Raw genomic sequence first — 21,322 nt, 5'->3', positions numbered from 1 at the left:
CCGCCATATCCGCATCGTCCAGCATCGTCCACGCATTCCCATCCGGCGGGCCAGGCCCCGGGCCCGGCCCGCTGCAATTCCAATCAAGCATCGGAGAAGACAACATGACTCAGCAAGGCAAGGTGGCGCTGGTGACGGGCGCGGCCCGCGGCATCGGCAAGGCGGTGGCGCAGGCGCTGCTGGCGGCGGGCTACCGCGTGGTGTTCGCCGGCCGCACGGCCGAATCGATCGAGGCGCTGGCCGCGCAGGCGCGCGCGGACGGCCACGTCGCGCTGGCGGTGCAGTGCGACGTGGGCGACCCGGCCTCGGTGGAGCGCCTGTTCGAGACGGTCCGCAAGGAATTCGGCCGGCTCGACGTGCTGTTCAACAACGCCGGCATCAACGCGCCGGCGGTGCCGATCGACGAACTGTCGGTGGAGCAGTGGCTGGCGGTGGTCAACACCAACCTGACCGGCGTGTTCCTGTGCTCGCGCGCGGCCTTCGCGCTGATGAAGTCGCAGAGCCCGCGCGGCGGGCGCATCATCAACAACGGCTCGATCTCGGCGCACGCGCCGCGGCCGAACACGGTGCCGTACACGGCCACCAAGCACGCCATCACCGGCCTGACCAAGAGCCTCTCGCTCGACGGCCGCGCCCACGACATCGCCTGCGGCCAGATCGACATCGGCAACGCCGCCACCGACATGGCCTCGCGCATGGCGCGCGGCGTGCCGCAGGCCAACGGCGAGATCGCGCCGGAGCCGCTCATGGACGTGGCCCACGTGGCCAGCTCGGTGGTCCACATGGCCAACCTGCCGCTCGACGCCAACGTGCAGTTCATGACCGTGATGGCCACCAAGATGCCGTTCGTCGGGCGCGGCTGAGCGGCGCGGCGCGGAACGCGGGGCCGGCACGCAGCCGTGCCGCCGTGGCCGCGTCGGGCCAGCGTCAGGCCGCCGCATCGAACATCTTGCGCAGCGTCGACTTCAGGATCTTGCCGTTGGCGTTGCGCGGCAGCATCTCCGGGCAGAACACGATCCGCACCGGCACCTTGAACGCGGCCAGCCGCTCGCCCACGAAGGCCTGCAGCTCGGCTTCCGTGACCTGCGCGCCGGGCTTCAGCGCGACCACCGCGGCCGGCTCCTCGCCCAGCGTGCGGTGGGCGATGCCGACCAGCGCCGCGTCCATCACCGCGGGGTGGCCGTAGAGCGCGCTTTCGACCTCGATGCAGTAGATGTTTTCGCCGCCGCGGATCAGCATGTCCTTCATGCGGTCCACGATGTACAGAAAACCGTCCTCGTCCAGCCGCGCGATGTCGCCGGTCCGGAGCCAGCCGTCCACGAAGGCCTGCGCGGTGGCCTCGGGCTTGTTCCAGTAGCCGCGCACCACGTTCGCGCCGCGCACCATCAGCTCGCCGGTCTCGCCCGCGGGCAGCGCGCGCCCGCGCCCGTCCACGATCTTCATCTCGCCCACCGGCAGCGCAGGGCCGCTGCTTTCCGGGCGCGCCACGTATTCCTCGGCGCTGTGGCTGGTGAAGGTGGCCGAGGTCTCGGTCATGCCCCAGCCGATGCCCGGCGCCGAATGCGGGAACACCTCGGTGATGCGCCGGACCAGCTCGGCGGAGGCGGGCGCGCCGCCGTAGTTCATGTTCTCCAGCGAGGTCAGGTCGAAGCGCGCGCGCTCGGGATGCTCGATGAGCTGCCACGCGATGGTCGGCACGCCGCCCGCCGCCGTGCAGCGCTCGCGCTCGATCAGCGCCATCGCGCGCAGCGGCTCCCAGCGGCGCATCAGCACCATCTTGCTGCCGTTGGCCAGCGCGCCGTTGAGCGCCGCCATGCAGCCGGTGACGTGGAAGAACGGCACCGACAGCAGCATGCCTTTCTGCGGCGCCAGCGGATCGGGCGCGGGAATCGGCTCGCCGCGGCGCAGGCAGTTGCGCATCGGGCTGAACAGGCCGGCCACCGCCACCGTGGCCGAGTTGCGGTGCGTGCCGAGCGCGCCCTTGGGCTTGCCGGTGGTGCCGGAGGTGTAGAAGATGGTGGCGTCGTCGTCCGGCTCGATGGCGATGTCCGGCACCGGCAGCGCGGGCAGCGCGGCCCACGCATCGGGCGCGCCGAGCAGGCTTTCCAGCGCGGCGATGCGCGCGTCGCCGCGCGCGGCGCCGGCGCGGCTGACGTAGACCTTTTCCAGCGCGGGGCAGCCGGGCAGGTGTTCGAGGATGCGGCCCAGGCGCTCGTCGTCGACGAAGGCGACCCGGCTGCCCGAATCGGCCAGCCCGTATTCGAGCTCGGCGCCGGTCCACCAGGCGTTGAGCGGCGTGATGATGGCGCCGGCCAGCAGCGCGCCGTAGAAGATCACCGGCCACTCGGGCAGGTTGCGCATGGCCAGCGCCACGCGGTCGCCCTTGCGCACGCCGTCGCGGGCCAGCGCGTGCGCCACCGTCAGCGCGGCGCGGCCGAAGGCGTCGTACGAGACCCGTTCGTCCTCATAGACCACGAAGGTCTTGCCGCCCTGCGCGCGGGCGAGCAGGAACAGCTCGCGCAACGTGGGCGGCGCGTTCCTGAAGATGGTGGTGGGAATGCCGCGGATGACGCGCGTCTCGGTCTCGAACGGCGCGCCGGGCGCGGTGAGGCGGGCATGCGCCTCGGCCAGGCTGATGGCCGGCCAGGACGCGGCCGCTTGCGGTTGGTTCGGCATCGGTGCCTCCCTGACTGCATGGCGGAATGGAGCCCGCCGCCGGCGGACTCCCGAGGGAACAGCGGGAACAGTGGGCGCGCGCGCGGGCGCGGGCGCGCCCGCGCGGCTCAGATCGTCACGCCGCCGTCCACCACCATCGCCTGCCCGGTCATGAAGGTGCTGGCCGCCGAGGCCAGGAACACCGCCGCGCCGGCGATCTCCACCGGCTCGCCGATGCGGCGCAGCGGCGCGCCCTGGGTCGACTGCTTGTAGCGCTCCGGGTCTTCCCACAGCGCGCGCGCGAAGTCGGTCCTGATCAGCCCCGGCGCGATGCAGTTCACGCGCACGTTGTGCGGGCCGAACTCCACCGCGAGGTTGCGCGCGAGCTGGAAGTCGGCCGCCTTCGACACGTTGTACACGCCGATGGTGGGCGAGCCGCGCAGCCCGCCGATCGACGACACGATGATGATGGAGCCGTCGCGGCGCGCGATCATCTGCGGCGCCACCATCTGGATCAGCCAGTGGTTGGAGATGACGTTGTTGTCCAGCACCTTGCGGAACTGCTCGTCGGTGACGCCGCTCATGGGCCCGTAGTAGGGGTTGGAGGCGGCGTTGCAGACCAGCACGTCGATCTTGCCGAAGGCGCGGCTGGTCTCGTCGACCAGCCGCTGCAGGTCTTCCTTGGAGGAGATGTTGGCGGGCACGGCGATGGCGGTGCCGGCGCCATGCCTGCCATTGATGGCGTCGACGACTTCCTGGCAGGCCTCGGCCTTGCGCGAGGAAATCACCACACGGGCGCCCTGTACCGCCATCTGCTCCGCGATGGCGCGGCCGATGCCGCGCGAAGAGCCGGTGACGATGGCAACCTTGCCGGTCAGGTCGAACAATGACATGCGTGTCTCCAGATGTCCGGGTCCTCGCCGCGCGGGACCGGATGTTTTATGAAAAGCGTGATCGGGATGCGGGCGCGGAAGCCAGACCCGCCGGACCTGCCGGCGCGCCGCGCAATGCTACCGCCCGGTAGATTATGGTCGGGCGGCATGGCCCAGTCCACACGCAAAGCGGCGGCCGGCCCGGCTTATCAGTGTTTTTTCTGCCGGCAATTCACGCGGTGCATGGCCGTGTTCTGCACAGCGGGAGGCGGTATGCTGGCGGCGCGGCGGCGGCATTGCCCGCGCCGGGGAGATATGCTTCATGCTTTGGCAAATCAGGAACACCGGCGTCGCCCTGCTTGGCGCCATCCACGTACTCGATGCGCCGCTCACGGCGCTGGCGCCGGCGGCGGAACAGGCTTACCGCGCGGCCTCGCGCGTGGTCTTCGAGGTCGCGCTGGACCGCGTGCCGGACGGCGGCGCGGCCTATTTCCCGGAAGGAGACGGCCTCGGCCGGCATCTCGCGCCCGCCGTGCTCGGGCAGGTGCGGGCGCTGTGGCAGGACTTCGGCCTGCCCGCCGCCGAGCTGGAGCGCCTGCGTCCGGTGTTCGCGGCGCTGCACCTGCAGTTCGCGCTGGCGGCGCGGCAGGGCATCGTGGCGCAGCACGGCGTGGACCGCTACCTGTGGATGCGCGCGCGGGCGGACGGCCTGCCCGCCGAGGCGCTCGAAGACGCCGGCGAGGCGCTGCGCCTGCTGCGCGACGTGCCGCTGCACGAGCAGCTCGGCATGCTGGCGTTCTTCGCCGCGCAGCCCGCGCTGGCCGCCGCCGAGCCGGCCGACATGGTGCGCTGGTGGCGCAGCGGGCAGGCCGCGCCGTTCGCCGCGCTGCTGGCGCAGCGGCGCGCGCAGTGGCCGGCCACGCTGGCGGCCCTGGTCGACGCGCGCAACCGGCTGTGGCTGCCGAAGATCCTGGCGCTGATCGCCGCGCGCACGCCGGCGCTGGTGGTGGTCGGCGCGCTGCACCTGGTCGGCGAGACCGGCTTGCCGGCGCTGCTCGCGCAGGCCGGATTCGAGACGCAGCCGGCCGGCGCCTGACACGCGGCCGGCGCTCAGCCGGCGCGCGATGCTGACAACAGCGCCGGCAGCATCGCCTTCAGCGCCTGCGCGTCGGCCGGCTCCAGCGCCAGGCCGAAGCGCCCGGCCAGCAGCGCGATCACATCATCGGGCGCATCGAGCCGTTCGCGCTGCACGCTGCCGTCCGCCGCGCGCACGTGGAACTCGCCGTCGAGCAGGGTGAGCCGCGCCTCGCCCTGCGAGCGCGCCACGGTGAGGCTGTTGCGGAACAGGCTGTCCGGGTGGGTGGCGGTGTACCAGTTGCGCTGCTCGTAGTCGATCTCCTGCTGCGGCGAGAGGTCGAAGCGGTAGAGACGGAACCAGCCCTCGGCGCCGCGCGCTTCCATGTCGTACTGGTGGAAGGCCGCGGGCGCGGCATCCGCCGGGGCCGCGGCCAGCCGGTAGGGGAACGCGGGATCGGCCTCGCCGGCCGGCGGCAGCGGCAGCGCGCGGTACGGCGTGGGGCCGCCGAAGCCCACGTCCACGATATGGCTCAGGTGCGCGGCTTCCACGCGCAGCAGCATGTGCGACTGCATGGTCGGCACCGCGTCCGGCACGTGCCAGCGCACGCGCGCGGCCAGCGCCGTGACGCCGTAGCCGAGCGCGCGCAGCGCGGCGGCCAGCAGGGTGTTGTGCTCGAAGCAATAGCCGCCGCGGCGCCGGCTTACCAGCTTGTCGAACACGGCGTCGATGCCGATGCGCACGGGCCGCTGCAGCAGCACGTCGATGTTCTCGAACGGAATCCGCGCCAGGTGCGCGGCGATCAGGCTGTCGAGCGCGGCGCGGTCGGGGGCCGGCGGATGAGGGTGGCCGATGTGGCCGAGATAGGCTTGCAGGCGCGGGGCGCTCAGCGTGGTCGGCGTGGTCGGCGTGTTCAGTGTGGTCATGGGTATCGTCATGCGAGGTCAGGACAGCGCCAGCAGCGCCGGCACGTCGAGCAGTTCTATATCGGCGTAATGCAGCCGCAGCAGCCCGCGCGCTTCCAGCTCGCGCAGCGCGTGGTTGACGGTCTGGCGCGAGAGCCCGAGCATCTGGCCGAGCTGCTCCTGCGGGATGTGCACGGAGCGGCGCCCGCCGGCGGGCAGGTCGCCGTAGGCCTGCGCCATCGCCGCCAGCCGGCGCGCGGTGCGCGCCAGCGGCGGCAGCACCTGGGTCTCTTCCACGTAATGAAAGGCCTCGCGCGTCTTGGCCGCCAGCAGCTTGCCGAACTCGCGCCACCATTGCGGATGCTGCGCCAGCATGGCGTAGAGCTTGTCGCGCGGCAGGTGCAGCACGGTGGCGGCGCTGGTGGCGTGCGCGTCGTGGGTGCGCGCCAGGCCGTCGAACAGGCAGATCTCGCCGAACCACGCGCCCGGGACCAGCAGGCCAAGCAGGGCGGCCTTGCCGGCGGCGCTGTGGGCGTCGATCTGCAGCGTGCCGGCGAGCACCGCGAAGATGCCGTCGAAGGCGTCGCCGCGCGCGAACAGCAACTGACCGGCGGCCAGCCGGCGCGGCGTGGCGTCGCGCAGCAGCGCGTCCTGCATGGCCGCGGGCAGCGCGGCGAACCAGCTTCCCGCGCGCAGCACCGGCAGCGGGTCGGGCGGCTGCGCGCGTGGCGTTGCGGGCATCGTCGTCTCCTGTGTTTTTGTCTGGCCTGGCGGGCTTGGTGTTTTCCCTCTGCCGGGGCGGCCGGGGACTGTCAAAAACCGGACAGACCCGCGTGCCGGCGCCCCTTTACCATACCGCCACATCCGGCCCCATCATAAGCCGCACGGCGAGCGGCGGCATTCGCGGGACGGCAGGAGACACAGTTGAAAACACTGATCGACCACCTCGCGAACTACGCGGCCTACCACCGCGATCCGCGCAATGTGTTCACGCATTTTATCGGCATTCCGATGATCGTCCTGGCCGTGACCACGCTGCTCGCGCGCCCGGCCATGCCGCTCGGCGAGGGCCCGGCCTACCTGACCCCGGCGATGGTGCTGTACGCGCTGTCGTGCCTGTTCTACCTGCGCCTGTCGGCCGGCTTCGGGCTGGCCATGACGGCGATCCTGGCGGGCTTCGTCTATGTGGGCGGCCTGCTGGCGGCGCTGTCCACCGGCGCCTGGCTGGCCTGGGGCATCGGGCTGTTCGTGATCGGCTGGGTGATCCAGTTCGTCGGCCACTATTACGAAGGCCGCAAGCCCGCCTTCGTCGACGACCTGTCCGGCCTGGTGGTGGGGCCGCTGTTCCTGGTGGCCGAGACCGCCTTCGCGCTCGGCCTGGCGCGCGACACGCGCGAGGCCGTCAGCGCCCACGCGCACTGAGCGGGCGGCCGCCTACGCGGCCTGCGCCAGCAGCCAGCCGCGCAGCTGCAGCACCTTGTCGTCGGGCGCCAGCCCGCGCCGGTGCGCGAAATAATAAGCCTTGCGGCTTTCGGCCTCGGCCGGCAGCGCGGCCAGCGGCATCACCAGCCGGCCCTGCGCCAGCTCCTCGGCAATCAGGATGCGCGGAATCAGCGCCACGCCCACGCCGGCGGCGGCGGCCTGCGCCAGCATGGTGTAGAGGTCGTAGCGCGGGCCGCGCATGGCCTGCGCCGGCAGCGCCGCGCCCGCCGCCGCCAGCCAGTCGTGCCACGCGCGCAGGCGGGTGGTCAGGTGCAGCAGCGGCAGCGCCAGCAACTGCGCCAGGTCCAGCCGCTTGCGCCGCCCCAGCAGCGACGGGCTGCACACCGGCACCGAGGGGCCTTCCTGCAGGATGCGCTCGCCCTCGGTGCCCGGCCACAATCCCTCGCCGTAGTAGATCGCCGCGTCGAAGGCGGTATCGCTGAGCTCGAACGCCTCGGTGCGCGCCGACAGGTGCAGCGTCAGGTCGGGCAGGGCCTGCGCCAGCTGCGGCAGGCGCGGGATCAGCCACTGGCTGGCGAAGGTCGGGCCGATGGCCAGCTCGATGGCGCGCCCGCGCGGGCGCTGCGCCATCACGTCCAGCGTGACCTGCTCGATCTGGTCCAGCCGTTCGCGCACTTCCTCGGCATAGGTGCTGCCGGCCGGCGTGAGCGCGATGCGCTTGCGGATGCGGTGGAACAGCGGCACGCCCAGGCGCGCCTCGAGCGCGGCGATCTGCCGGCAGACCGCGCTTTCGGTCACGGCCAGCTCGTCGGCGGCGCGGGTGAAGCTGCCCAGCCGCGCTGCGGCCTCGAACATCTGCAGCGCGGTGAGGCTGGGTATGCCTTTGCGCATAGTGCGTTTTTGGAAGGAAGTTGGTGCGAAGTTATCAATTGTACGAAGTCCCGCGCGGTCTCACAATAAGGCCGCCGGGAGGCTCCAGGCTCCCGCCGTCCCCCGAAAACAAACGATTTCCAGCGTATTGACCATGACCAAGCCGAATCTGCAACGCCTGCTCGAAACCATCTGTGGCGAAGCACAGGCAACCGAGTTGCTGCAATTGATGAATGTTTCGCCCGAGTTGCTGAACGCTGGCGGCGACACGGCCAGCCGCGCCGAAGTGGCGCAGGCCCTCAACATGGTGCTGTTCGCCGGCATCCTCGAGCGCGTGCCAACCGGCATGGCCTACACCCGCGACGTGATCCGGTCCGGCGGCCGCGTGGTGTTCGACCACGGCGCGCTGCGCACCGTGAAGTGGGACTGCGGCAGCCTGCCCGGCGGCGAGATCGCCTTCACCCGCATCCTGGGGCCGCTGGGCTACCGCCTCAACGGCACCTATCCGCTGGAGCGCATCGGCATGACCGGCCGCTCCTACGCGCACGCCGACCTGCCCGACGACATCGCCCAGTATTTCCTCAGCGAACTGCATCCGGAGCGCTTCAGCGCCGAATTCCAGGCCGCCGTGTCGCGCGTGGTGTCGGGCTCCGCCGACCCGCTGGGCGAGGACGCCGTGGTGCTGCTGGCCGTGCTCGAGCGCGATGCCAGCCTGCCGCTGGCCGACGCCGCGCGCCTGGTGCCGCAACTGGCCGCCTGCTTCGAGCGCCACCACGCCGCGCCGGCGCTGGCCGACTACGAGCTGCTGCTCAAGGAATCGGCCGAGATGGCCTGGATCTCCACCGAGGGCAACGCCTTCAACCACGCCACCGACCGCGTGGCCGACGTGCGCGCCGTGGCCGACGCGCAGCGCGGCCTGGGCCGCCCGATCAAGGACACGGTAGAAGTCTCGCGCTCGGGCCGCGTGCTGCAGACCGCGTTCAAGGCCGATCCGGTCGAGCGCGGTTTCGTCGGCGCGGACGGCGCCATCGTGAAGCGCACCGTGCCGGGCTCGTTCTACGAGTTCATCACGCGCGACTTCGTGCCCGCCACCGAAGGCACCGCCGGCACGCTGGACCTGTCCTTCGACGCCGGCAACGCGCAGGGCATCTTCAAGATGACCGCGGCCTCGGCCTGCTGAAGCCGGCGCGCCGGCTTCAGGGCTGGCCCGCCGGCAGCGTCAGGCGGGCCAGCAGCCCGCCCAGCTCGCCGCGGCCCAGTTCCAGGCCGCCGTCGTAGAGCGCGGCCATCTCGCTGACGATGGCCAGCCCCAGGCCGCTGCCGGCGGCGGTTTCGTCGAGCCGCGCGAAGCGGGCCGTGGCCAGCTCGCGCGCCGCCTCCGGCATGCCGGGGCCATCGTCTTCCACCCGCACTTCCAGCATTTCCCCGCGTTCGGCCAGCGTCACGCGCACGCGCGAGGCGGCCCACTGGCAGGCATTGTCGAGCAGGTTGCCGAGGATCTCGATCAGGTCCTGGCGGTCGCCGGCAAAGTGTCCTTCCCCTTCCACCTCGATGGCGATCGCGCGCCCGGCATGCAGGCGGGCCAGCGCGCGCGCCAGCTCGGCCGCGGCCGGGCCGGCCTCGATGCGCGCGCCGCGCGCGCTGGCGGCGCCGGCCGCGCGCGCGCGCGCCAGGTGGCGGTCCACCTGGCGGCGCATGGCCTCGACCTGCGCGGCGGCGGCGCGCGCGGCGTCGCCGGGCAGCCGGGCGGCCTCGTTGGCGAGGATGGCCAGCGGCGTCTTGACCGCGTGGGCGAGGTCGGCGGCCTGCCGGCGCGAGCGCGCCAGCGCGTCGGCATTGCGCGCCAGCAGGCTGTTGATCTCGCTGACCAGCGGCACCACTTCGGCCGGCCACGTGCCGCCCAGCCGGCTTTCGCGGCGCGCCTGCATGGCCGCCAGCGCCTGGCGCAGCCGCGCCAGCGGCGCCAGCCCGAACTTCACCTGCGCCGCCACCGCCAGCAGCAGCCCGGCGCCGAGCGCCGTGAGCGACCACGCCAGCAGCCGGTTGAACGCCTGGCGCGCGGCGCGCAGCTCGGTGCGGTCGAGCGCCACCGAGAGCGTCACCGGCGCATCGGCCGAGGCCAGCACGATCGGCCGCGACACCACCAGCAGCGACTGGCCGTTGGGCCCGGGGCGCACCTCGGCGTGGCTGCCGGCGACCCGGCTGTCCACCGTGGTGGGCATGTCCGCGTCCCACAGCGAGCGCGAGCGCAGCGTGCTGCCGCCGCCTTGCGCCTGCCAGTAGGCGCCGGAGTAGGGCAGCTCGTAGCGCGGGTCGGCCGGCGCGCGCGTCAGCGCGAGCTTGCCGTCGGCGCTCCAGTCCAGCGCGGCGGCGAGGCTGGCGAGCTGGTTGTCGAGCTGGCGCACGTAGGTCTGGTTGACGTGGCGGGCGAACAGCGTGGACAGCAGCCAGCCGGTGCCGCCGAGCGCGGCGGCCAGCCAGATGGCCGCCACCGCGAGCAGGCGCAGCGCGAGCGACTGGCGCATGGCTCAGTCTCCTGCCGGCGCGGGCGGCGGGCGCAGCCGGTAGCCCTGGCCGCGCACGGTCTCGATCACGTCCACGCCGAGCTTGCGCCGCAGGCGGCCGACGAAGACCTCGATGGTGTTGCTGTCGCGGTCGAAATCCTGCGCGTAGATATGCCCGGTCAGGGTGGCCTTGCTGACGATGGCGCCCGGGTGGTGCATCAGGTAGTCCAGCACCTTGAACTCGTGCGCGGTCAGCACCACGGCCGCGCCGTCCACCGTGGCCACGCCGGTGCGCGGGTTCAGCCGCAGCGGGCCGCAGGCCAGCTCCGGCGCCGGCATGCCGTGGGCGCGCCGGATCAGCGCGCGGATGCGCGCCAGCAATTCTTCCATGCGGAACGGCTTGGCGAGGTAGTCGTCGGCGCCGGCGTCGATGCCTTCGACCTTGTCGGTCCAGCTGTCGCGCGCGGTCAGGATCAGCACCGGCACGTTGACCTGCGCCGCGCGCCAGCGGCGCAGCACGGACAGGCCGTCCAGCCCGGGCAGGCCGAGGTCGAGCACCACGGCGTCGTAGGGCTCGGTGGCGCCGAGGTGGCAGCCGTCGATGCCGTCGGCGGCGGTGTCGACCGCGTAGCCGGCGTCGGCCAGGCTGGCACGGACCTGGGCGGCGAGCGTGGCTTCGTCTTCCACCAGAAGGATGCGCATGCGGGCTTCAGGGTTTCTTGCGGGCCTGGTCGAGGTCGCGCCCCTTGGCCTTGAGCAGGGCCGCGGTGCGGGCATCGTATTCGAGCTTGGCGACCGCGCCGGTGGGCAGCAGCAGCTTGACCTCGTACTGCCAGAGGCCGTCGTCGTGGTCGAGCTTGACGCCGATCACGTCGCCGGCGTACTGTGCCGCGACCGTCTCCAGGATGCGGGTGAGGGGCAGGATCTCGCCCGACTGCACCGCGGCGCGCGCGCGGTCGGCGTCCTTGTCGGCATGCGCGGGCGCCGCGGCGCACAGCAGCGACAGCGCGGCCAGCAGCGGCAGCGGGTAGCGAAAACGGCAGCGGGGGCGGCGGGCGGCGGGGTCTGTCTTCATCGGGCGCATGGTGGACGCATGGTGCGCGGGCTTGGCTGAACGGAGGCTGAACGCGGCGCTCAGGCACGGTTCAGGGAGTGCTCGCCACAATCGGCGCCTTCGTCGTTGCCGCCTTTCCGGGAGCCTGCCATGCCAGACCTTCGCGTCCCCAATGATAGTCCTTCGCGCCGCCGGTCCGGCACGGCGCGGCGCGCGCTGCTGCTGGCCGGCGCGGTCGCGGCGGTGCTGCTCGGCGTGATCGCGCTGTTCTGGCCGCACGCCGGCGCGCGCGCCGTGCTGCACGAGTGGAAGCACCTCGACGGCGGGCTGCTGATGATCGCGCTCGGCGCGCTGCTGCTCGGGCCGGTGTTCGCGTTCGGACTCGACGCATGACTAGGACGTTGCTGATTTTTTTCCGCCGCCGGTACCGCGCGCGCGCGCGCCTCGCGTTCCCCGTTTTCGTGTTTACCCCTTGTTTTCAGGGGCCAAAGCGGTGCGCGCTGCTGCTTCCACGCGACACAACGGCGCACCACGACAGGAAAAAACCCGGAAAAACCCGGGGAAAACCCCGCTTTTTGCATCGACAAGCACGAAAACCCCTTGACGTGCGCTCGTTTCCGCTATGATTCAGTCGGTGTCGCGCGCCGACAGCCGGCTGGTCAAGAACCAGCGCGGCATCGGGTGCCACATCCCGTGCGACATCCTTCTGTTCAACTCATATTTATCGATATGGCGACCAAAGCGAATCCGACCGCGAAGACTGCAACCAAGACCGCTGCCAAGAAGGCACCGGCAACCAAAGCACCCGTAAAGGCTGCTGCCAAGAAGGCCGCGCCGGCCAAGAAGGCTGCTCCCGCTGCTGCGGTAACACCGAAGCCGCTGAAGGAAACCTTCAACAAGTCGAGCCTGGTCGCTCACCTGGTAGCCCAGACCCAGCTGGAAGCCAAGGCCGTGAAGACGGTGCTGGCCCATCTGGAAAACACCATCGTCAGCGCGCTGCACAAGAAGGGCGCCGGCGAATTCACGCTGCCCGGCCTGATGAAGGTCACGGCGCAACAAGTGCCGGCCAAGAAGAAGCGCTTCGGCAAGGACCCGTTCTCCGGTGAAGAGCGCTGGTTCCCGGCCAAGCCCGCGAGCGTCAAGGTCAAGGTGCGCCCGCTGAAGAAGCTGAAGGACGCGGCCGCCGCCTGACCGGCGACTGTGCCGGGCTTCCACGGGGAAGCCTGAATGCAGCTTGAGAGAAGGAGCCGCTTGCCGGCTCCTTTTTCTTTGCAGCGCCGCCCGCGCGGCCGCCATGCGCGGCATCCGGCGAGGCAACCGCCGCCATGCCGGATTCGCGCGGAACGGCGATAATCGCGGGGCCGCCGGCCCGGGGCCGGCACCTAGGAGCATCCATGTTTTCTCGTCGTTACGGCGCGGTGTGGTTGTCCGCGCTGGCCTTGCTCGCCTGCGCGGTCCTCGCCGCGGCCCACCGCATCTCGCCGGGCTGGCTCGCCGTGCCGGTCGCGCTGCTGCTGGTCGGCCTGCGCGACATCGGCCAGTCGCGCCACTCCATCCTGCGCAACTACCCGATCTGGGGCCACCTGCGCTTCTTCTTCGAATTCATCCGCCCGGAAATCCGCCAGTACTTCATCGAGGACGACACGCACGAGATGCCGTTCTCGCGCCAGCAGCGCAGCCTGGTCTACCAGCGCGCCAAGAACGAGGTCGACAGCCGGCCCTTCGGCACCGAGATCGACGTGCGCCTGGCGGGCCACGAATGGATCAGCCACTCGCTCGCGCCCACCCGCATCCCGTCGGCCGACTTCCGCATCACCGTCGGCGAGGGCCGCGCCCAGCCGTACTCGCTGTCGGTGTTCAACGTGTCGGCGATGAGCTTCGGCGCGCTGTCCGGCAATGCGATCCGCTCGCTCAACCGCGGCGCCAAGATCGGCGGCTTCATCCACGACACCGGCGAAGGCTCGATCTCGCCCTACCACCGCGCCGAGGGCGGCGACCTGATCTGGGAAGTGGCCTCGGGCTATTTCGGCTGCCGCCGCGCCGACGGCCGCTTCGACCCCGACAAGTTCGCCGAGCAGGCCCGCTCGCCGCAGGTCAAGATGATCGAGGTCAAGCTCTCGCAAGGCGCCAAGCCCGGCCACGGCGGCGTGCTGCCGGCGGCCAAGGTGACGCCCGAGATCGCCGCCACGCGCGGCATCGGCATGGGCGAGGACTGCATCTCGCCGGCCACCCACAGCGAGTTCTCCACGCCGCTGGGCCTGCTGCAGTTCGTCGAGCGCCTGCGCGACCTGTCGGGCGGCAAGCCCACCGGCTTCAAGCTCTGCATCGGCCATCCGTGGGAATTCTTCGGCATCGTCAAGGCCATGCTCGAATCCGGCATCCTGCCCGACTTCATTGTGGTCGACGGCGCCGAAGGCGGCACCGGCGCGGCGCCGCTGGAATTCGTCGATCACATCGGCGTGCCGCTGCAGGAAGGCTTGCTGCTGGTCCACAACACGCTGGTCGGCGCAAACCTGCGCGACAAGATCCGCATCGGCGCCAGCGGCAAGATCATCACCGCCTTCGACGTGGCGCGCACGCTCGCCACCGGCGCCGACTGGTGCAACTCCGCGCGCGGCTTCATGTTCGCGCTGGGCTGCGTGCAGGCGCAGAAATGCCACACCGACCGCTGCCCGGTCGGCGTGGCCACCCAGGACCCGGTGCGCCAGCGCGCCATCGTGGTGCCGGACAAGGCCCAGCGCGTGGCCAACTTCCACCGCCAGACCCTGCACGCGCTGCAGGAACTGCTGCAGGCCGCCGGCCTGCAGCATCCGGGCGACCTCGAGCCGCACCACATCGTGCGCCGCATCTCGCCCAACGAGGTGCGGCTGATGTCCGAGCTGCTCAAGTTCCTCGCGCCGGGCGACCTGCTCAACGGCAACTTCCGCTACCAGCTCTACGAGAAATACTGGCCGCTGGCGCGCGCGGACAGCTTCGCGCTGTAGGCCGCGCGGCGGGGGTTACTGCGCCGCGCCGCCGGCCGCCGGGAACCCGACCGACTGCGCCAGCACCGGCACCTCGTCCTCGTTGAGCGACATGGCTTCCGCGAGCTGGCGCTGGTTCAGCCATCCGCGCACCACGGTGGCCAGCCCGCTGGACGCGCAGTAGAGATAGACGTTCTGGGCGATGGCGCCGGCGGCCACGCCCGAGAACACGTCCTGCTGCTGCCTGGGCATGCCGGTCATGCGGCCGTGGTTGACCACGTACACGAGGTCGAGCGCCGCTTCCTTGACGAAGTCCTGGTAGCCGGTCAGGCCGCGCGCGTCGATGTCGCGCTTGAGCAGCAGGCAATGCTGCTGCGGATCGTAGCGGTACAGGCCGCCCGGCAAGGCGGCGTAGACGTCGATCTCGTGGATGCCGTGGGCGGAGGGCGCCGTATGTCCGCCGGCGGCGGCGCGGTTGATGCCGTTGGCCGCCCACAGCAGCTCGCCGAGGCGGTGCAGCGACAGTGCCTCCGTGCCGAACTCGCGCGTGCTGTGGCGTTGCCAGAGCGCGCCCATCAGCGGCAGCCCGGTGGTCATGTCCGGCGCCGGCAGCGCGATGGTCTTCGCCGGCGTGCCGGCCGAGGGCCTCGGCAGCAGTCCGGCGACAGGCTGGTACGTCAGCAGTTTTTCCTGGTTCATGGCAAGCCTCGTTCAGATCATGTGCGGTACGTGGCCGCGGGCAGCGTGCCGGCCGGCGTGGTCGATGCGCTGCTGGCGGGAGCTTCGGGTGAAGGCGGATGGAAAGGACAGCGCGGGCGGCTAGCAGAGCCAGCCGATGGCCCGCAGGAAACGATGGCCGTCTCCGGTCACGTGCATCCGCTTGCAGCCGGGCACCGGCGCTTCCAGGCGCACCAGCTGCCGCTCGACCAGCGCGCCGATGTCGGCGGGATCCAGCTCGCGATGGCGCGCCGAATCGTTAAGGATCATCAGGGCTGCGATCTCGTGAGGGCTCAGCATCACAGGCATCATTGTCTCCAGCACGCGGATATGGCTATCGGGGCGCCGCCGGCGGCCATCGGGACAGGGCCATTGCGGCAGCCCGGCCGTGTCCGCTAGCGGTGCTCAAGAACTATATGTGCCACGGCGCCATCTCTGGCGCCATGTCGCATGGCCATTGCGCTGGATCAAACCGGGGGCGGCGCGGTGCCGCGGCGCGCATGCGGCGCGGCGGGCGGTGCGGCGCGAAGTGTGCGGGCGGGGACGCCCGGGCGCCCGCACCCGCGGCATGCGCGAACGCCGGTTACGGGATCGACATGCCTGCGCGGGGTTCTACTGGTCCGCCTTGGCGCCCGACTTGCGCACGATCTCGGCCCATTTGTTGCCTTCGGCCTGTGTGTAGCGCGCGAACTCGGCCGGCGACGAGCCGACCGGCTCGGCGCCCATCTCGGCGTACTGGCGCTGCACGTCGGGCTGGCGCAGGGCCTGCGCGGCGTTGGCCGCGAGCTTTTCGACCACCGGGCCGGGCGTGCCGCGCGGCGCCCACAGGCCGTACCACGTGCTGATGTTGAAGCCGGGCAGGCCGGATTCGGCCACGGTCGGCACGTCCGGCAGCGCGCGGGCGCGCTTGAGCGTGGTCACGGCCACCGCGCGCAGCTTGCCGGCCTTGATGAACGGCATGGCCGAGGGCATCGAGTCGAACATGAGCTGGATCTGGCCGCCCATCAGGTCGGTCAGCGCGGGCGAGCTGCCCTTGTACGGCACGTGCTGCATCGACACGCTGGCGGCGATCTTGAACGATTCCCCGGCAAGCTGCTGGGCCGAGGCGTTGCCGGCCGAGCCGAAGTTGAGGCTGCCGTTGCGCGCCTTGGCCAGGGCGATCAGGTCGCGCACGGTCTTGACCGGCGACTCGTTGTTGACCACCAGCACCAGCGGCACGTCCGCGAGTTGCGTGATGGGCACGAAATCGCGGAACGCGTCATAGCGCATCTTGGGGTAGATGCTCGGGTTGATCACGTGCAGCGAGGCGTTGGCGAGCAGCGTGTAGCCGTCGGCCGCGGACTTGGCCACGTTCTCGGCGCCGATCATGCCGCTGGCGCCGGGCCGGTTGTCCACCACCACGGTCTGCCCGAGCGTGTCGCCCATGCGCACGGCGACCACGCGCGCCAGCAGGTCGGTGGGGCCGCCCGGCGGATAGGGCAGCACCAGGCGGATCGGGTGCTGCGGGTAGTCGTCGGCGGCGCGCGCGGCCCCCGCGCCCAAGGCGCAGGCGATGGCGATGGCGACGGTGGCGAGGGTGGCGGCGCGCAGCGCTAGCCCGGTTGCGGCCCTGCGGCCGGCGTGGTGGTGCATGGTTCTGTCTCCTGGATTTTTATCGCGACTTTGCCGACCACCTGGCGGGCTTCGAGCGCGTGCAGCGCCTCGGCCAGCCCGGTCATCGGGTACACCTTCGACACGGTCGGCCGAATTTTTCCCGCGCTGGCCCACGCCAGCAGCGTCTGCATCACGGCCTGCAGCGCGGGCGCGTGCTGCGCGCGCTCGTTGGCGGGCGTCCAGCCGATATAGCGGCCGACGAAGAAGCCGTGCAGCGTCAGGTTCTTGACCAGCAGCAGGTTCAGCGGCGCCTGCGGGATGCGCCCGCTGGCAAAGCCCACGCTGAGCAGCCTGGCGTTGGCGGCGGCCGCGCGCAGCGACTGGTCGAACAGGTCGCCGCCCACCGGGTCCACCACCACGTCGGCGCCGCGCCCGCCGGTCACGCGCTTGACGGCGGCGGCGAGGTCTTCGGGGGCCAGCGCGTGCGCCGCGCCGCGCCGCAGCGCCTCCTCGCGCTTGGCTTCGGTGCTGGCGCAGGCAATGACCTGCGCGCCGAGTTCGCGCGCGATCTCCACCGCCGCCAGTCCGACCCCGGCGCCGGCGCCCAGCACCAGCACGGTCTCGCCGGGCTGCACCGCGCAGCGCCACACCAGCCCGCAGTAGGCGGTGCCGTAGGACAGCGGGACCGGCAGCGCGCGCAGGGTGTCGACCGCATCCGGTATGGGGTAGACCGTGTACTCGGGCAGGCAGACCTGCTCGGCGAAACAGCCCCAGTCGGCGATGGCCACCACGCGGTCGTCGGGGCGCAGGCGCGTGACCGCGCTGCCGCGGGCGACCACGCGGCCCACCGCCTCGGTGCCGGGCACGAAGGGCAGCGACGGCCTGGTCTGGTAGCGTCCGGCCACCATCAGGCCGGTGGCGTGGCTGACGCTGGCGTATTCGACGGCGATCACCACCGCATGCGGGTCGAGCGCCGCGGGGGCGGGGATGTCCGCCACGCGCACGTCCTCGGCCGGGCCGAACCGGTCGCACAGCAGGGCGCGCATCATGCCGCGGCTCCCGCCGCCTGCCGCACCACGCCGGCCGCCAGCCAGCGGTCGAGATCGTCCTGGGAGACACCCCATTCGCGCAGCACGGCCTCGGTGTGCTCGCCGATGCGGGGCGCGGCGCCCGTGGGGCGGCGCAGGCCGCGGGCGGGAATGCCGGCGAACGGCAGCGTGCCCAGTCCCGGCTGCTCGATCTGCTGGAAGGTGCCTTGCTGCGCGGCCTGCGGATGGTCCAGCACCTGCCGGTGGTCGCGCACCGGCGCGTGGAGCACGTCGTGCGCCTGGAACACATCGAGCCAGTGCGCGGTGCGCTCGCGCGCCAGGCAATCGGTGACCGCGTCGCGCAGCCAGCCGGCATGGGCCATGCGGCTGGCGTTGTCGGCAAAGCGCGGGTCCGCGGCCCAGCCGGGCTGGCCGAGCGCCTGGCAGAGCCGGCCGAACTGCGCATTGTTGAGGGCCAGCAGCGTGATGCTGCCGTCGCGGGTCGGGAACACGCCGTTGGGCGCGCTGACCGGGCCGGCCGCGGCCGTGCCCTGGATGGCGTATTCGAGAATGTTGTTGGCCTGCAAGGCGCAGCAGGCGTCGAACAGGCTCAATTCCACGTGGGCGCCGGTGCTCGCCGTGCGGAAGCGCCGGCACAGCGCGGCGGCGCACGCCTGCGCCGCGTACAGGCCGGTGGCCGCGTCCGCCAGCAGCATGCCGATGCGGCGCGGCGTGCCGTCGGCGAGGCGGTTGGCGAACATCAATCCGCTGTCGGCCTGCATGACCGAGTCCGAGGCGGGATGGTCGGCATAGGGGCCGTCGGCGCCGTAGCCGCTGATGGACACATAGACCAGCGCCGGGTTGCGCGCGGCCAGCGCGGCGTAGCCCACGCCGAGACGCTCGGCCACCTGCGGGCGGAAGTTCTGCACCACCACGTCGGCCCGCAGCGCGAGGTCGAACAGCAGGGTCTTGCCGGCATCGGTGGCCGCGTCGACGCAGACGCTGCGCTTGCCGCCGTTGTAGGCCACCGACAGCGCGCTGTGCTCGCCGCGCACCACGCCCACGTGCCGGCCCCAGTCGCCCGCGGGCGGGTCGACCTTGACCACCTCGGCGCCTTGCTGCCACAGGATATGCGCGCAGTACGGCCCGGCGATGCCCTGGCTGATGTCGAGCACGCGCAGCCCGGCGAAGGGCAGGTCGGCAGGCGAAGCGGAAGGATGAGTGGGGTGCGGGGGCTGGGTCTGGGCCATCGGTATCGAACGCGGAATCGTCAGGTGGCTGGGGATGGCTTATGCTACGGCGCATCTCCCGCGGTAACAATCCGCCTGACTGTGCCAACCGTGTTGATCCATGATTGACAATACCCTCGGACATCTCGATCTCAACCTGATCCGCCTGTTCGTCACGCTGGTCGAATCGAAGACGCTCACGGCCGCCGCCGAGCGCGGTGGCATGACCCGCTCCAACGTCTCGCGCCGCCTCAAGGCGCTCGAGCAGCATATGGGCGCGCAACTGATGCGGCGGACCACGCGCCACGTGGAGCTGACCGAGGCGGGCCGCCTGCTTTACGCCCACGGCGTGCGCATGCTGGACGAGCTGCAGGCCGCCGGCACCTCGATCGACAGCCTCGGCCAGACCGTGCGCGGCGACGTGCGCATCCGCCTGCCGACCGGCCTCGGCCATCTCTACCTGGCGCAGGTGCTGCTGGAGTTCGCGCGGCAGTATCCGGCCATCTCATTGCGGGTGCTGATCAACGACTACATCGGCGATCTCGTGTCCGCCGAGGTGGACGTGGCGCTCAAGATCACCTCCCAGCCGCCGGACGACCACGTGGCCCGCCGCATCTGCGCGGTGGGCTGGACCCTGTGCGCGGCGCCGGACTTCCTGGCGCGGCACGGCGCGCCGGCGAGCGCCGAGGCGCTGGCGGGCTGCGACCTGATCTCCCCGGCTTCGCTGGGGCGGCGCTTCGATCTCAAGCTCAAGATGGCCGGCACGCAGCTGATGCTGCGCGTGGCGCCGCGCATCCAGTCGGGCGACTACCCGTTCCTGGTCGAGACGGTGACGGGCGGCCTCGGCGTGGCGCTGCTGCCGCGCTATGCGGTGTGGCGCCAGATCGCGCGCGGCGAACTGGTGGCGGTGCTGCCGGAATACGAGCCCGAAGGCGTGGGCGACAGCATCTACATGCTGACCGCGCCCAACCGCTTTCCCACGCTGGCCACGCGCACGCTGATGGATTTCATGCGGGCGCGGCTGGAGCGCGAGGCGGGGAACTGGGCCGGCAGGGGGGAGGAGGAGACGGAGGAAGCAAAGGATGCGGAAGGAACGGCGGCGGCGAGCGGAGCCGGGACGGGCTCCGCGCAAGACAGCCGGCGGCCCGGAGGCGGCCCGCCGGCCGGCCCGCTTACTGCGGACCCATCTTCTTGATCAGCGCGTCGAGCTGCTCGCATTCCTGCTCGGTCAGGTCGGTCAGCGGCGCGCGCACTGGGCCCGCGTCATGGCCGACCAGCCTGGCGCCGGCCTTGACGATGCTCACGGCATAACCGGCGCGGCGGTTGCGGATGTCCAGGTAGGGCAGGAAGAACTCGTCGAGCAGGCGATTGGTGGTGGCGTGGTCGTCGGCGGCGATGGCGCGGTAGAAGTCCATCGCCGTCTTCGGGATGAAGTTGAACACGGCCGACGAATACACCGGCACGCCCAGCGCCTTGTAGGCCGCGGCATAGACTTCCGCGGTCGGCAGGCCGCCCAGGTACGACAGGCGGTCGCCCAGCTTGCGGCGGATGCGCACCATCGGCTCGATCTCGCCCACGCCGTCCTTGAAGCCGATCAGGTTGGGGCAGCGGTCGGCCAGCCGTTCCAGCATCTCCGCGTTGATGCGGGAGTTGGCGCGGTTGTAGACGATCACGCCGATGTTGACCGACTTGCACACCTCCTCGATATGGTTGGCGATACCTTCCTGGCTGGCTTCAGTCAGGTAGTGCGGCAGCAGCAGGATGCCCTTGGCGCCCAGGCGCTGCGCTTCCCTGGCGTAGGCGATGGCCATGCGGGTCGGGCCGCCGGCGCCGGCCAGGATGGGCACCTTGCCGGCGCAGGTTTCCACGGCGGTGCGGATCACGTTGGCATAGTCGTCCGGCGTCAGCGAGAAGAACTCGCCGGTGCCGCCGGCGGCGAACAGCGCGGTGGCGCCGTAGGGCGCCAGCCATTCGAGGCGCTCCACGTAGGTGTCGGGACGGAAGTCGCCTTGCGCGTCGAAGTCGGTCACGGGGAAGGAGAGCAGGCCTTCCGAGATGATCTGCTTGAGTTCTTGTGGTGTGGTCATGATGGCTGGTCCTGAGCGCCGCAAGGGCAAGGTTTAGGTCAGTTGGCTCCGTGCTTCCCGTGGGGAGCACTCGTTCTTGAGATATGTCATCGTACAACTGTGACCGGGTTTATGCAAGCGGATTTGTCACAGAGGCGATTGCGGAAGGTCGCGATGGCGGAAAGCGGCAGCGCTGGCCGGTCGGGCAGGGGACCGGCTTCGATGCGCCGCTCCGCGTCGAATGTCCGCCGAATACCCGCCGGATGCCTGAAAGCTCGCTGAAAGACAGGTGCGGTAGCGCTTCGGACGCCTTCTCCCGCACGCCATGTCCCATCGGCAAAGCCGCCC

The 21,322-nt window shown here is 71.3% G+C and carries 22 protein-coding genes; 8 read left to right on the top strand and 14 right to left on the bottom strand.

Annotated elements, in window-relative coordinates:
- Positions 1-104 precede the first annotated feature (104 nt).
- Positions 105-863 carry an SDR family oxidoreductase gene (locus AC3WXD_RS04000; RefSeq protein ID WP_059411596.1) on the top strand — a complete coding sequence of 253 codons (759 nt, stop codon included), beginning with the start codon at positions 105-107 and terminating at the stop codon, positions 861-863.
- Between the two features lie 64 nt (positions 864-927).
- On the opposite strand, the gene AC3WXD_RS03995 is transcribed toward AC3WXD_RS04000, so the two are convergent.
- Together AC3WXD_RS03995 and AC3WXD_RS03990 are read right to left on the bottom strand one after the other, a co-directional pair.
- Positions 928-2,676: a class I adenylate-forming enzyme family protein gene (locus AC3WXD_RS03995; RefSeq protein WP_492323089.1), complete on the bottom strand. Its 1,749-nt coding sequence runs from the start codon at positions 2,674-2,676 to the stop codon at positions 928-930.
- Positions 2,677-2,783: 107 nt separating this feature from the next.
- Entirely contained in the window at positions 2,784-3,548 is a 765-nt protein-coding gene (locus tag AC3WXD_RS03990; RefSeq protein WP_020202811.1) for an SDR family oxidoreductase, read from the bottom strand.
- A 301-nt stretch (positions 3,549-3,849) separates the two neighbouring features.
- On the opposite strand from AC3WXD_RS03990, the gene AC3WXD_RS03985 reads away from it, so the two are divergent.
- The gene (locus AC3WXD_RS03985) at positions 3,850-4,623 is read left to right on the top strand and encodes a TraB/GumN family protein (protein ID WP_492323088.1); all 774 of its coding nucleotides are present in this window, start codon (positions 3,850-3,852) and stop codon (positions 4,621-4,623) included.
- Positions 4,624-4,637: 14 nt separating this feature from the next.
- Here the strand turns inward: AC3WXD_RS03985 and AC3WXD_RS03980 are convergent, their stop codons facing one another.
- Together AC3WXD_RS03980 and AC3WXD_RS03975 are read right to left on the bottom strand one after the other, a co-directional pair.
- Complete coding sequence (locus AC3WXD_RS03980; RefSeq protein ID WP_492323087.1) at positions 4,638-5,528, bottom strand: arylamine N-acetyltransferase family protein; 891 nt, start codon at positions 5,526-5,528, stop codon at positions 4,638-4,640.
- 18 nt (positions 5,529-5,546) lie between these two features.
- Positions 5,547-6,248, bottom strand: coding sequence for a Crp/Fnr family transcriptional regulator (locus AC3WXD_RS03975; RefSeq protein WP_492323086.1), 702 nt, complete (start codon positions 6,246-6,248; stop codon positions 5,547-5,549).
- Positions 6,249-6,431: 183 nt separating this feature from the next.
- Between AC3WXD_RS03975 and AC3WXD_RS03970 the strand changes: the two genes are divergently transcribed.
- Positions 6,432-6,929, top strand: a complete 498-nt coding sequence (locus AC3WXD_RS03970; protein ID WP_020202807.1) for an Mpo1 family 2-hydroxy fatty acid dioxygenase — start codon at positions 6,432-6,434, stop codon at positions 6,927-6,929.
- 12 nt (positions 6,930-6,941) lie between these two features.
- Here AC3WXD_RS03970 and AC3WXD_RS03965 read toward each other — a convergent pair whose 3' ends face one another.
- Positions 6,942-7,841 (bottom strand): LysR substrate-binding domain-containing protein, encoded by a 900-nt coding sequence (locus AC3WXD_RS03965; RefSeq protein WP_020202806.1) that lies wholly within the window; start codon positions 7,839-7,841, stop codon positions 6,942-6,944.
- Positions 7,842-8,049: 208 nt separating this feature from the next.
- Between AC3WXD_RS03965 and AC3WXD_RS03960 the strand changes: the two genes are divergently transcribed.
- Entirely contained in the window at positions 8,050-9,000 is a 951-nt protein-coding gene (locus AC3WXD_RS03960) for a DUF1338 domain-containing protein (RefSeq protein ID WP_231586447.1), read from the top strand.
- Positions 9,001-9,016: 16 nt separating this feature from the next.
- Here the strand turns inward: AC3WXD_RS03960 and AC3WXD_RS03955 are convergent, their stop codons facing one another.
- The 3 genes from AC3WXD_RS03955 to AC3WXD_RS03945 are packed head-to-tail and all read right to left on the bottom strand — an operon-like array spanning position 9,017 to position 11,399.
- The gene (locus AC3WXD_RS03955; protein WP_454733333.1) at positions 9,017-10,345 is read right to left on the bottom strand and encodes a sensor histidine kinase; all 1,329 of its coding nucleotides are present in this window, start codon (positions 10,343-10,345) and stop codon (positions 9,017-9,019) included.
- A gap of 3 nt (positions 10,346-10,348) precedes the next feature.
- The gene (locus AC3WXD_RS03950; RefSeq protein WP_492323085.1) at positions 10,349-11,026 is read right to left on the bottom strand and encodes a response regulator transcription factor; all 678 of its coding nucleotides are present in this window, start codon (positions 11,024-11,026) and stop codon (positions 10,349-10,351) included.
- Between the two features lie 7 nt (positions 11,027-11,033).
- Complete coding sequence (locus AC3WXD_RS03945) at positions 11,034-11,399, bottom strand: PepSY domain-containing protein (RefSeq protein ID WP_063922984.1); 366 nt, start codon at positions 11,397-11,399, stop codon at positions 11,034-11,036.
- 129 nt (positions 11,400-11,528) lie between these two features.
- On the opposite strand from AC3WXD_RS03945, the gene AC3WXD_RS03940 reads away from it, so the two are divergent.
- The 3 genes from AC3WXD_RS03940 (at position 11,529) to AC3WXD_RS03930 (ending at position 14,362) form a co-directional block, all read left to right on the top strand.
- On the top strand, positions 11,529-11,771 hold the full coding sequence (locus AC3WXD_RS03940) for a hypothetical protein (protein WP_454733332.1): 243 nt from the start codon (positions 11,529-11,531) through the stop codon (positions 11,769-11,771).
- Positions 11,772-12,107: 336 nt separating this feature from the next.
- The gene (locus tag AC3WXD_RS03935; protein WP_029044185.1) at positions 12,108-12,569 is read left to right on the top strand and encodes an HU family DNA-binding protein; all 462 of its coding nucleotides are present in this window, start codon (positions 12,108-12,110) and stop codon (positions 12,567-12,569) included.
- Between the two features lie 203 nt (positions 12,570-12,772).
- The gene (locus tag AC3WXD_RS03930; protein WP_029044186.1) at positions 12,773-14,362 is read left to right on the top strand and encodes an FMN-binding glutamate synthase family protein; all 1,590 of its coding nucleotides are present in this window, start codon (positions 12,773-12,775) and stop codon (positions 14,360-14,362) included.
- A gap of 15 nt (positions 14,363-14,377) precedes the next feature.
- Here AC3WXD_RS03930 and AC3WXD_RS03925 read toward each other — a convergent pair whose 3' ends face one another.
- From AC3WXD_RS03925 to AC3WXD_RS03905, 5 genes are all read right to left on the bottom strand, one after another.
- A complete protein-coding gene (locus AC3WXD_RS03925) occupies positions 14,378-15,040 on the bottom strand; it encodes a SagB/ThcOx family dehydrogenase (RefSeq protein WP_020205732.1) in 663 nt (220 codons plus the stop codon).
- Positions 15,041-15,160: 120 nt separating this feature from the next.
- Positions 15,161-15,358, bottom strand: a complete 198-nt coding sequence (locus AC3WXD_RS03920) for a hypothetical protein (protein ID WP_020205733.1) — start codon at positions 15,356-15,358, stop codon at positions 15,161-15,163.
- A 312-nt stretch (positions 15,359-15,670) separates the two neighbouring features.
- Positions 15,671-16,690, bottom strand: a complete 1,020-nt coding sequence (locus AC3WXD_RS03915) for a tripartite tricarboxylate transporter substrate binding protein (RefSeq protein WP_492323084.1) — start codon at positions 16,688-16,690, stop codon at positions 15,671-15,673.
- Entirely contained in the window at positions 16,651-17,697 is a 1,047-nt protein-coding gene (locus AC3WXD_RS03910) for an NADPH:quinone oxidoreductase family protein (RefSeq protein ID WP_492323352.1), read from the bottom strand. The genes AC3WXD_RS03915 and AC3WXD_RS03910 overlap by 40 nt, the downstream gene beginning before the upstream one ends.
- The gene (locus AC3WXD_RS03905; protein ID WP_492323083.1) at positions 17,697-18,929 is read right to left on the bottom strand and encodes a CaiB/BaiF CoA transferase family protein; all 1,233 of its coding nucleotides are present in this window, start codon (positions 18,927-18,929) and stop codon (positions 17,697-17,699) included. Before AC3WXD_RS03905 ends, AC3WXD_RS03910 begins: the two co-directional genes overlap by 1 nt.
- A 100-nt stretch (positions 18,930-19,029) precedes the next feature.
- Here AC3WXD_RS03905 and AC3WXD_RS03900 point away from each other — a divergent pair, with 100 nt between their 5' ends.
- A complete protein-coding gene (locus tag AC3WXD_RS03900) occupies positions 19,030-20,103 on the top strand; it encodes a LysR family transcriptional regulator (protein WP_059411607.1) in 1,074 nt (357 codons plus the stop codon).
- On the opposite strand, the gene kdgD is transcribed toward AC3WXD_RS03900, so the two are convergent.
- On the bottom strand, positions 20,081-20,995 hold the full coding sequence (gene kdgD / locus AC3WXD_RS03895) for a 5-dehydro-4-deoxyglucarate dehydratase (protein WP_059411608.1): 915 nt from the start codon (positions 20,993-20,995) through the stop codon (positions 20,081-20,083). The two genes, AC3WXD_RS03900 and kdgD, sit on opposite strands and share 23 nt — an antisense overlap.
- Positions 20,996-21,322: the final 327 nt, after the last annotated feature.

The sequence above is a fragment of the Cupriavidus sp. FW216-B1 genome, from assembly GCF_058789195.1.
This window is presented reverse-complemented; position numbering and strand designations above follow the sequence as displayed.

Bases quoted from the DNA above. Each gene is read 5' to 3' on its own strand.
- AC3WXD_RS04000 (WP_059411596.1), top strand. From the start codon at position 105: ATGACTCAGCAAGGCAAGGTGGCGCTGGTGACGGGCGCGGCCCGCGGC.
- AC3WXD_RS03995 (WP_492323089.1), bottom strand. From the start codon at position 2,676: ATGCCGAACCAACCGCAAGCGGCCGCGTCCTGGCCGGCCATCAGCCTG.
- AC3WXD_RS03990 (WP_020202811.1), bottom strand. From the start codon at position 3,548: ATGTCATTGTTCGACCTGACCGGCAAGGTTGCCATCGTCACCGGCTCT.
- AC3WXD_RS03985 (WP_492323088.1), top strand. From the start codon at position 3,850: ATGCTTTGGCAAATCAGGAACACCGGCGTCGCCCTGCTTGGCGCCATC.
- AC3WXD_RS03980 (WP_492323087.1), bottom strand. From the start codon at position 5,528: ATGACCACACTGAACACGCCGACCACGCCGACCACGCTGAGCGCCCCG.
- AC3WXD_RS03975 (WP_492323086.1), bottom strand. From the start codon at position 6,248: ATGCCCGCAACGCCACGCGCGCAGCCGCCCGACCCGCTGCCGGTGCTG.
- AC3WXD_RS03965 (WP_020202806.1), bottom strand. From the start codon at position 7,841: ATGCGCAAAGGCATACCCAGCCTCACCGCGCTGCAGATGTTCGAGGCC.
- AC3WXD_RS03960 (WP_231586447.1), top strand. From the start codon at position 8,050: ATGAATGTTTCGCCCGAGTTGCTGAACGCTGGCGGCGACACGGCCAGC.
- AC3WXD_RS03955 (WP_454733333.1), bottom strand. From the start codon at position 10,345: ATGCGCCAGTCGCTCGCGCTGCGCCTGCTCGCGGTGGCGGCCATCTGG.
- AC3WXD_RS03950 (WP_492323085.1), bottom strand. From the start codon at position 11,026: ATGCGCATCCTTCTGGTGGAAGACGAAGCCACGCTCGCCGCCCAGGTC.
- AC3WXD_RS03945 (WP_063922984.1), bottom strand. From the start codon at position 11,399: ATGAAGACAGACCCCGCCGCCCGCCGCCCCCGCTGCCGTTTTCGCTAC.
- AC3WXD_RS03940 (WP_454733332.1), top strand. From the start codon at position 11,529: ATGCCAGACCTTCGCGTCCCCAATGATAGTCCTTCGCGCCGCCGGTCC.
- AC3WXD_RS03935 (WP_029044185.1), top strand. From the start codon at position 12,108: ATGGCGACCAAAGCGAATCCGACCGCGAAGACTGCAACCAAGACCGCT.
- AC3WXD_RS03930 (WP_029044186.1), top strand. From the start codon at position 12,773: ATGTTTTCTCGTCGTTACGGCGCGGTGTGGTTGTCCGCGCTGGCCTTG.
- AC3WXD_RS03925 (WP_020205732.1), bottom strand. From the start codon at position 15,040: ATGAACCAGGAAAAACTGCTGACGTACCAGCCTGTCGCCGGACTGCTG.
- AC3WXD_RS03920 (WP_020205733.1), bottom strand. From the start codon at position 15,358: ATGCTGAGCCCTCACGAGATCGCAGCCCTGATGATCCTTAACGATTCG.
- AC3WXD_RS03915 (WP_492323084.1), bottom strand. From the start codon at position 16,690: ATGCACCACCACGCCGGCCGCAGGGCCGCAACCGGGCTAGCGCTGCGC.
- AC3WXD_RS03910 (WP_492323352.1), bottom strand. From the start codon at position 17,697: ATGCGCGCCCTGCTGTGCGACCGGTTCGGCCCGGCCGAGGACGTGCGC.
- AC3WXD_RS03905 (WP_492323083.1), bottom strand. From the start codon at position 18,929: ATGGCCCAGACCCAGCCCCCGCACCCCACTCATCCTTCCGCTTCGCCT.
- AC3WXD_RS03900 (WP_059411607.1), top strand. From the start codon at position 19,030: ATGATTGACAATACCCTCGGACATCTCGATCTCAACCTGATCCGCCTG.
- kdgD (WP_059411608.1), bottom strand. From the start codon at position 20,995: ATGACCACACCACAAGAACTCAAGCAGATCATCTCGGAAGGCCTGCTC.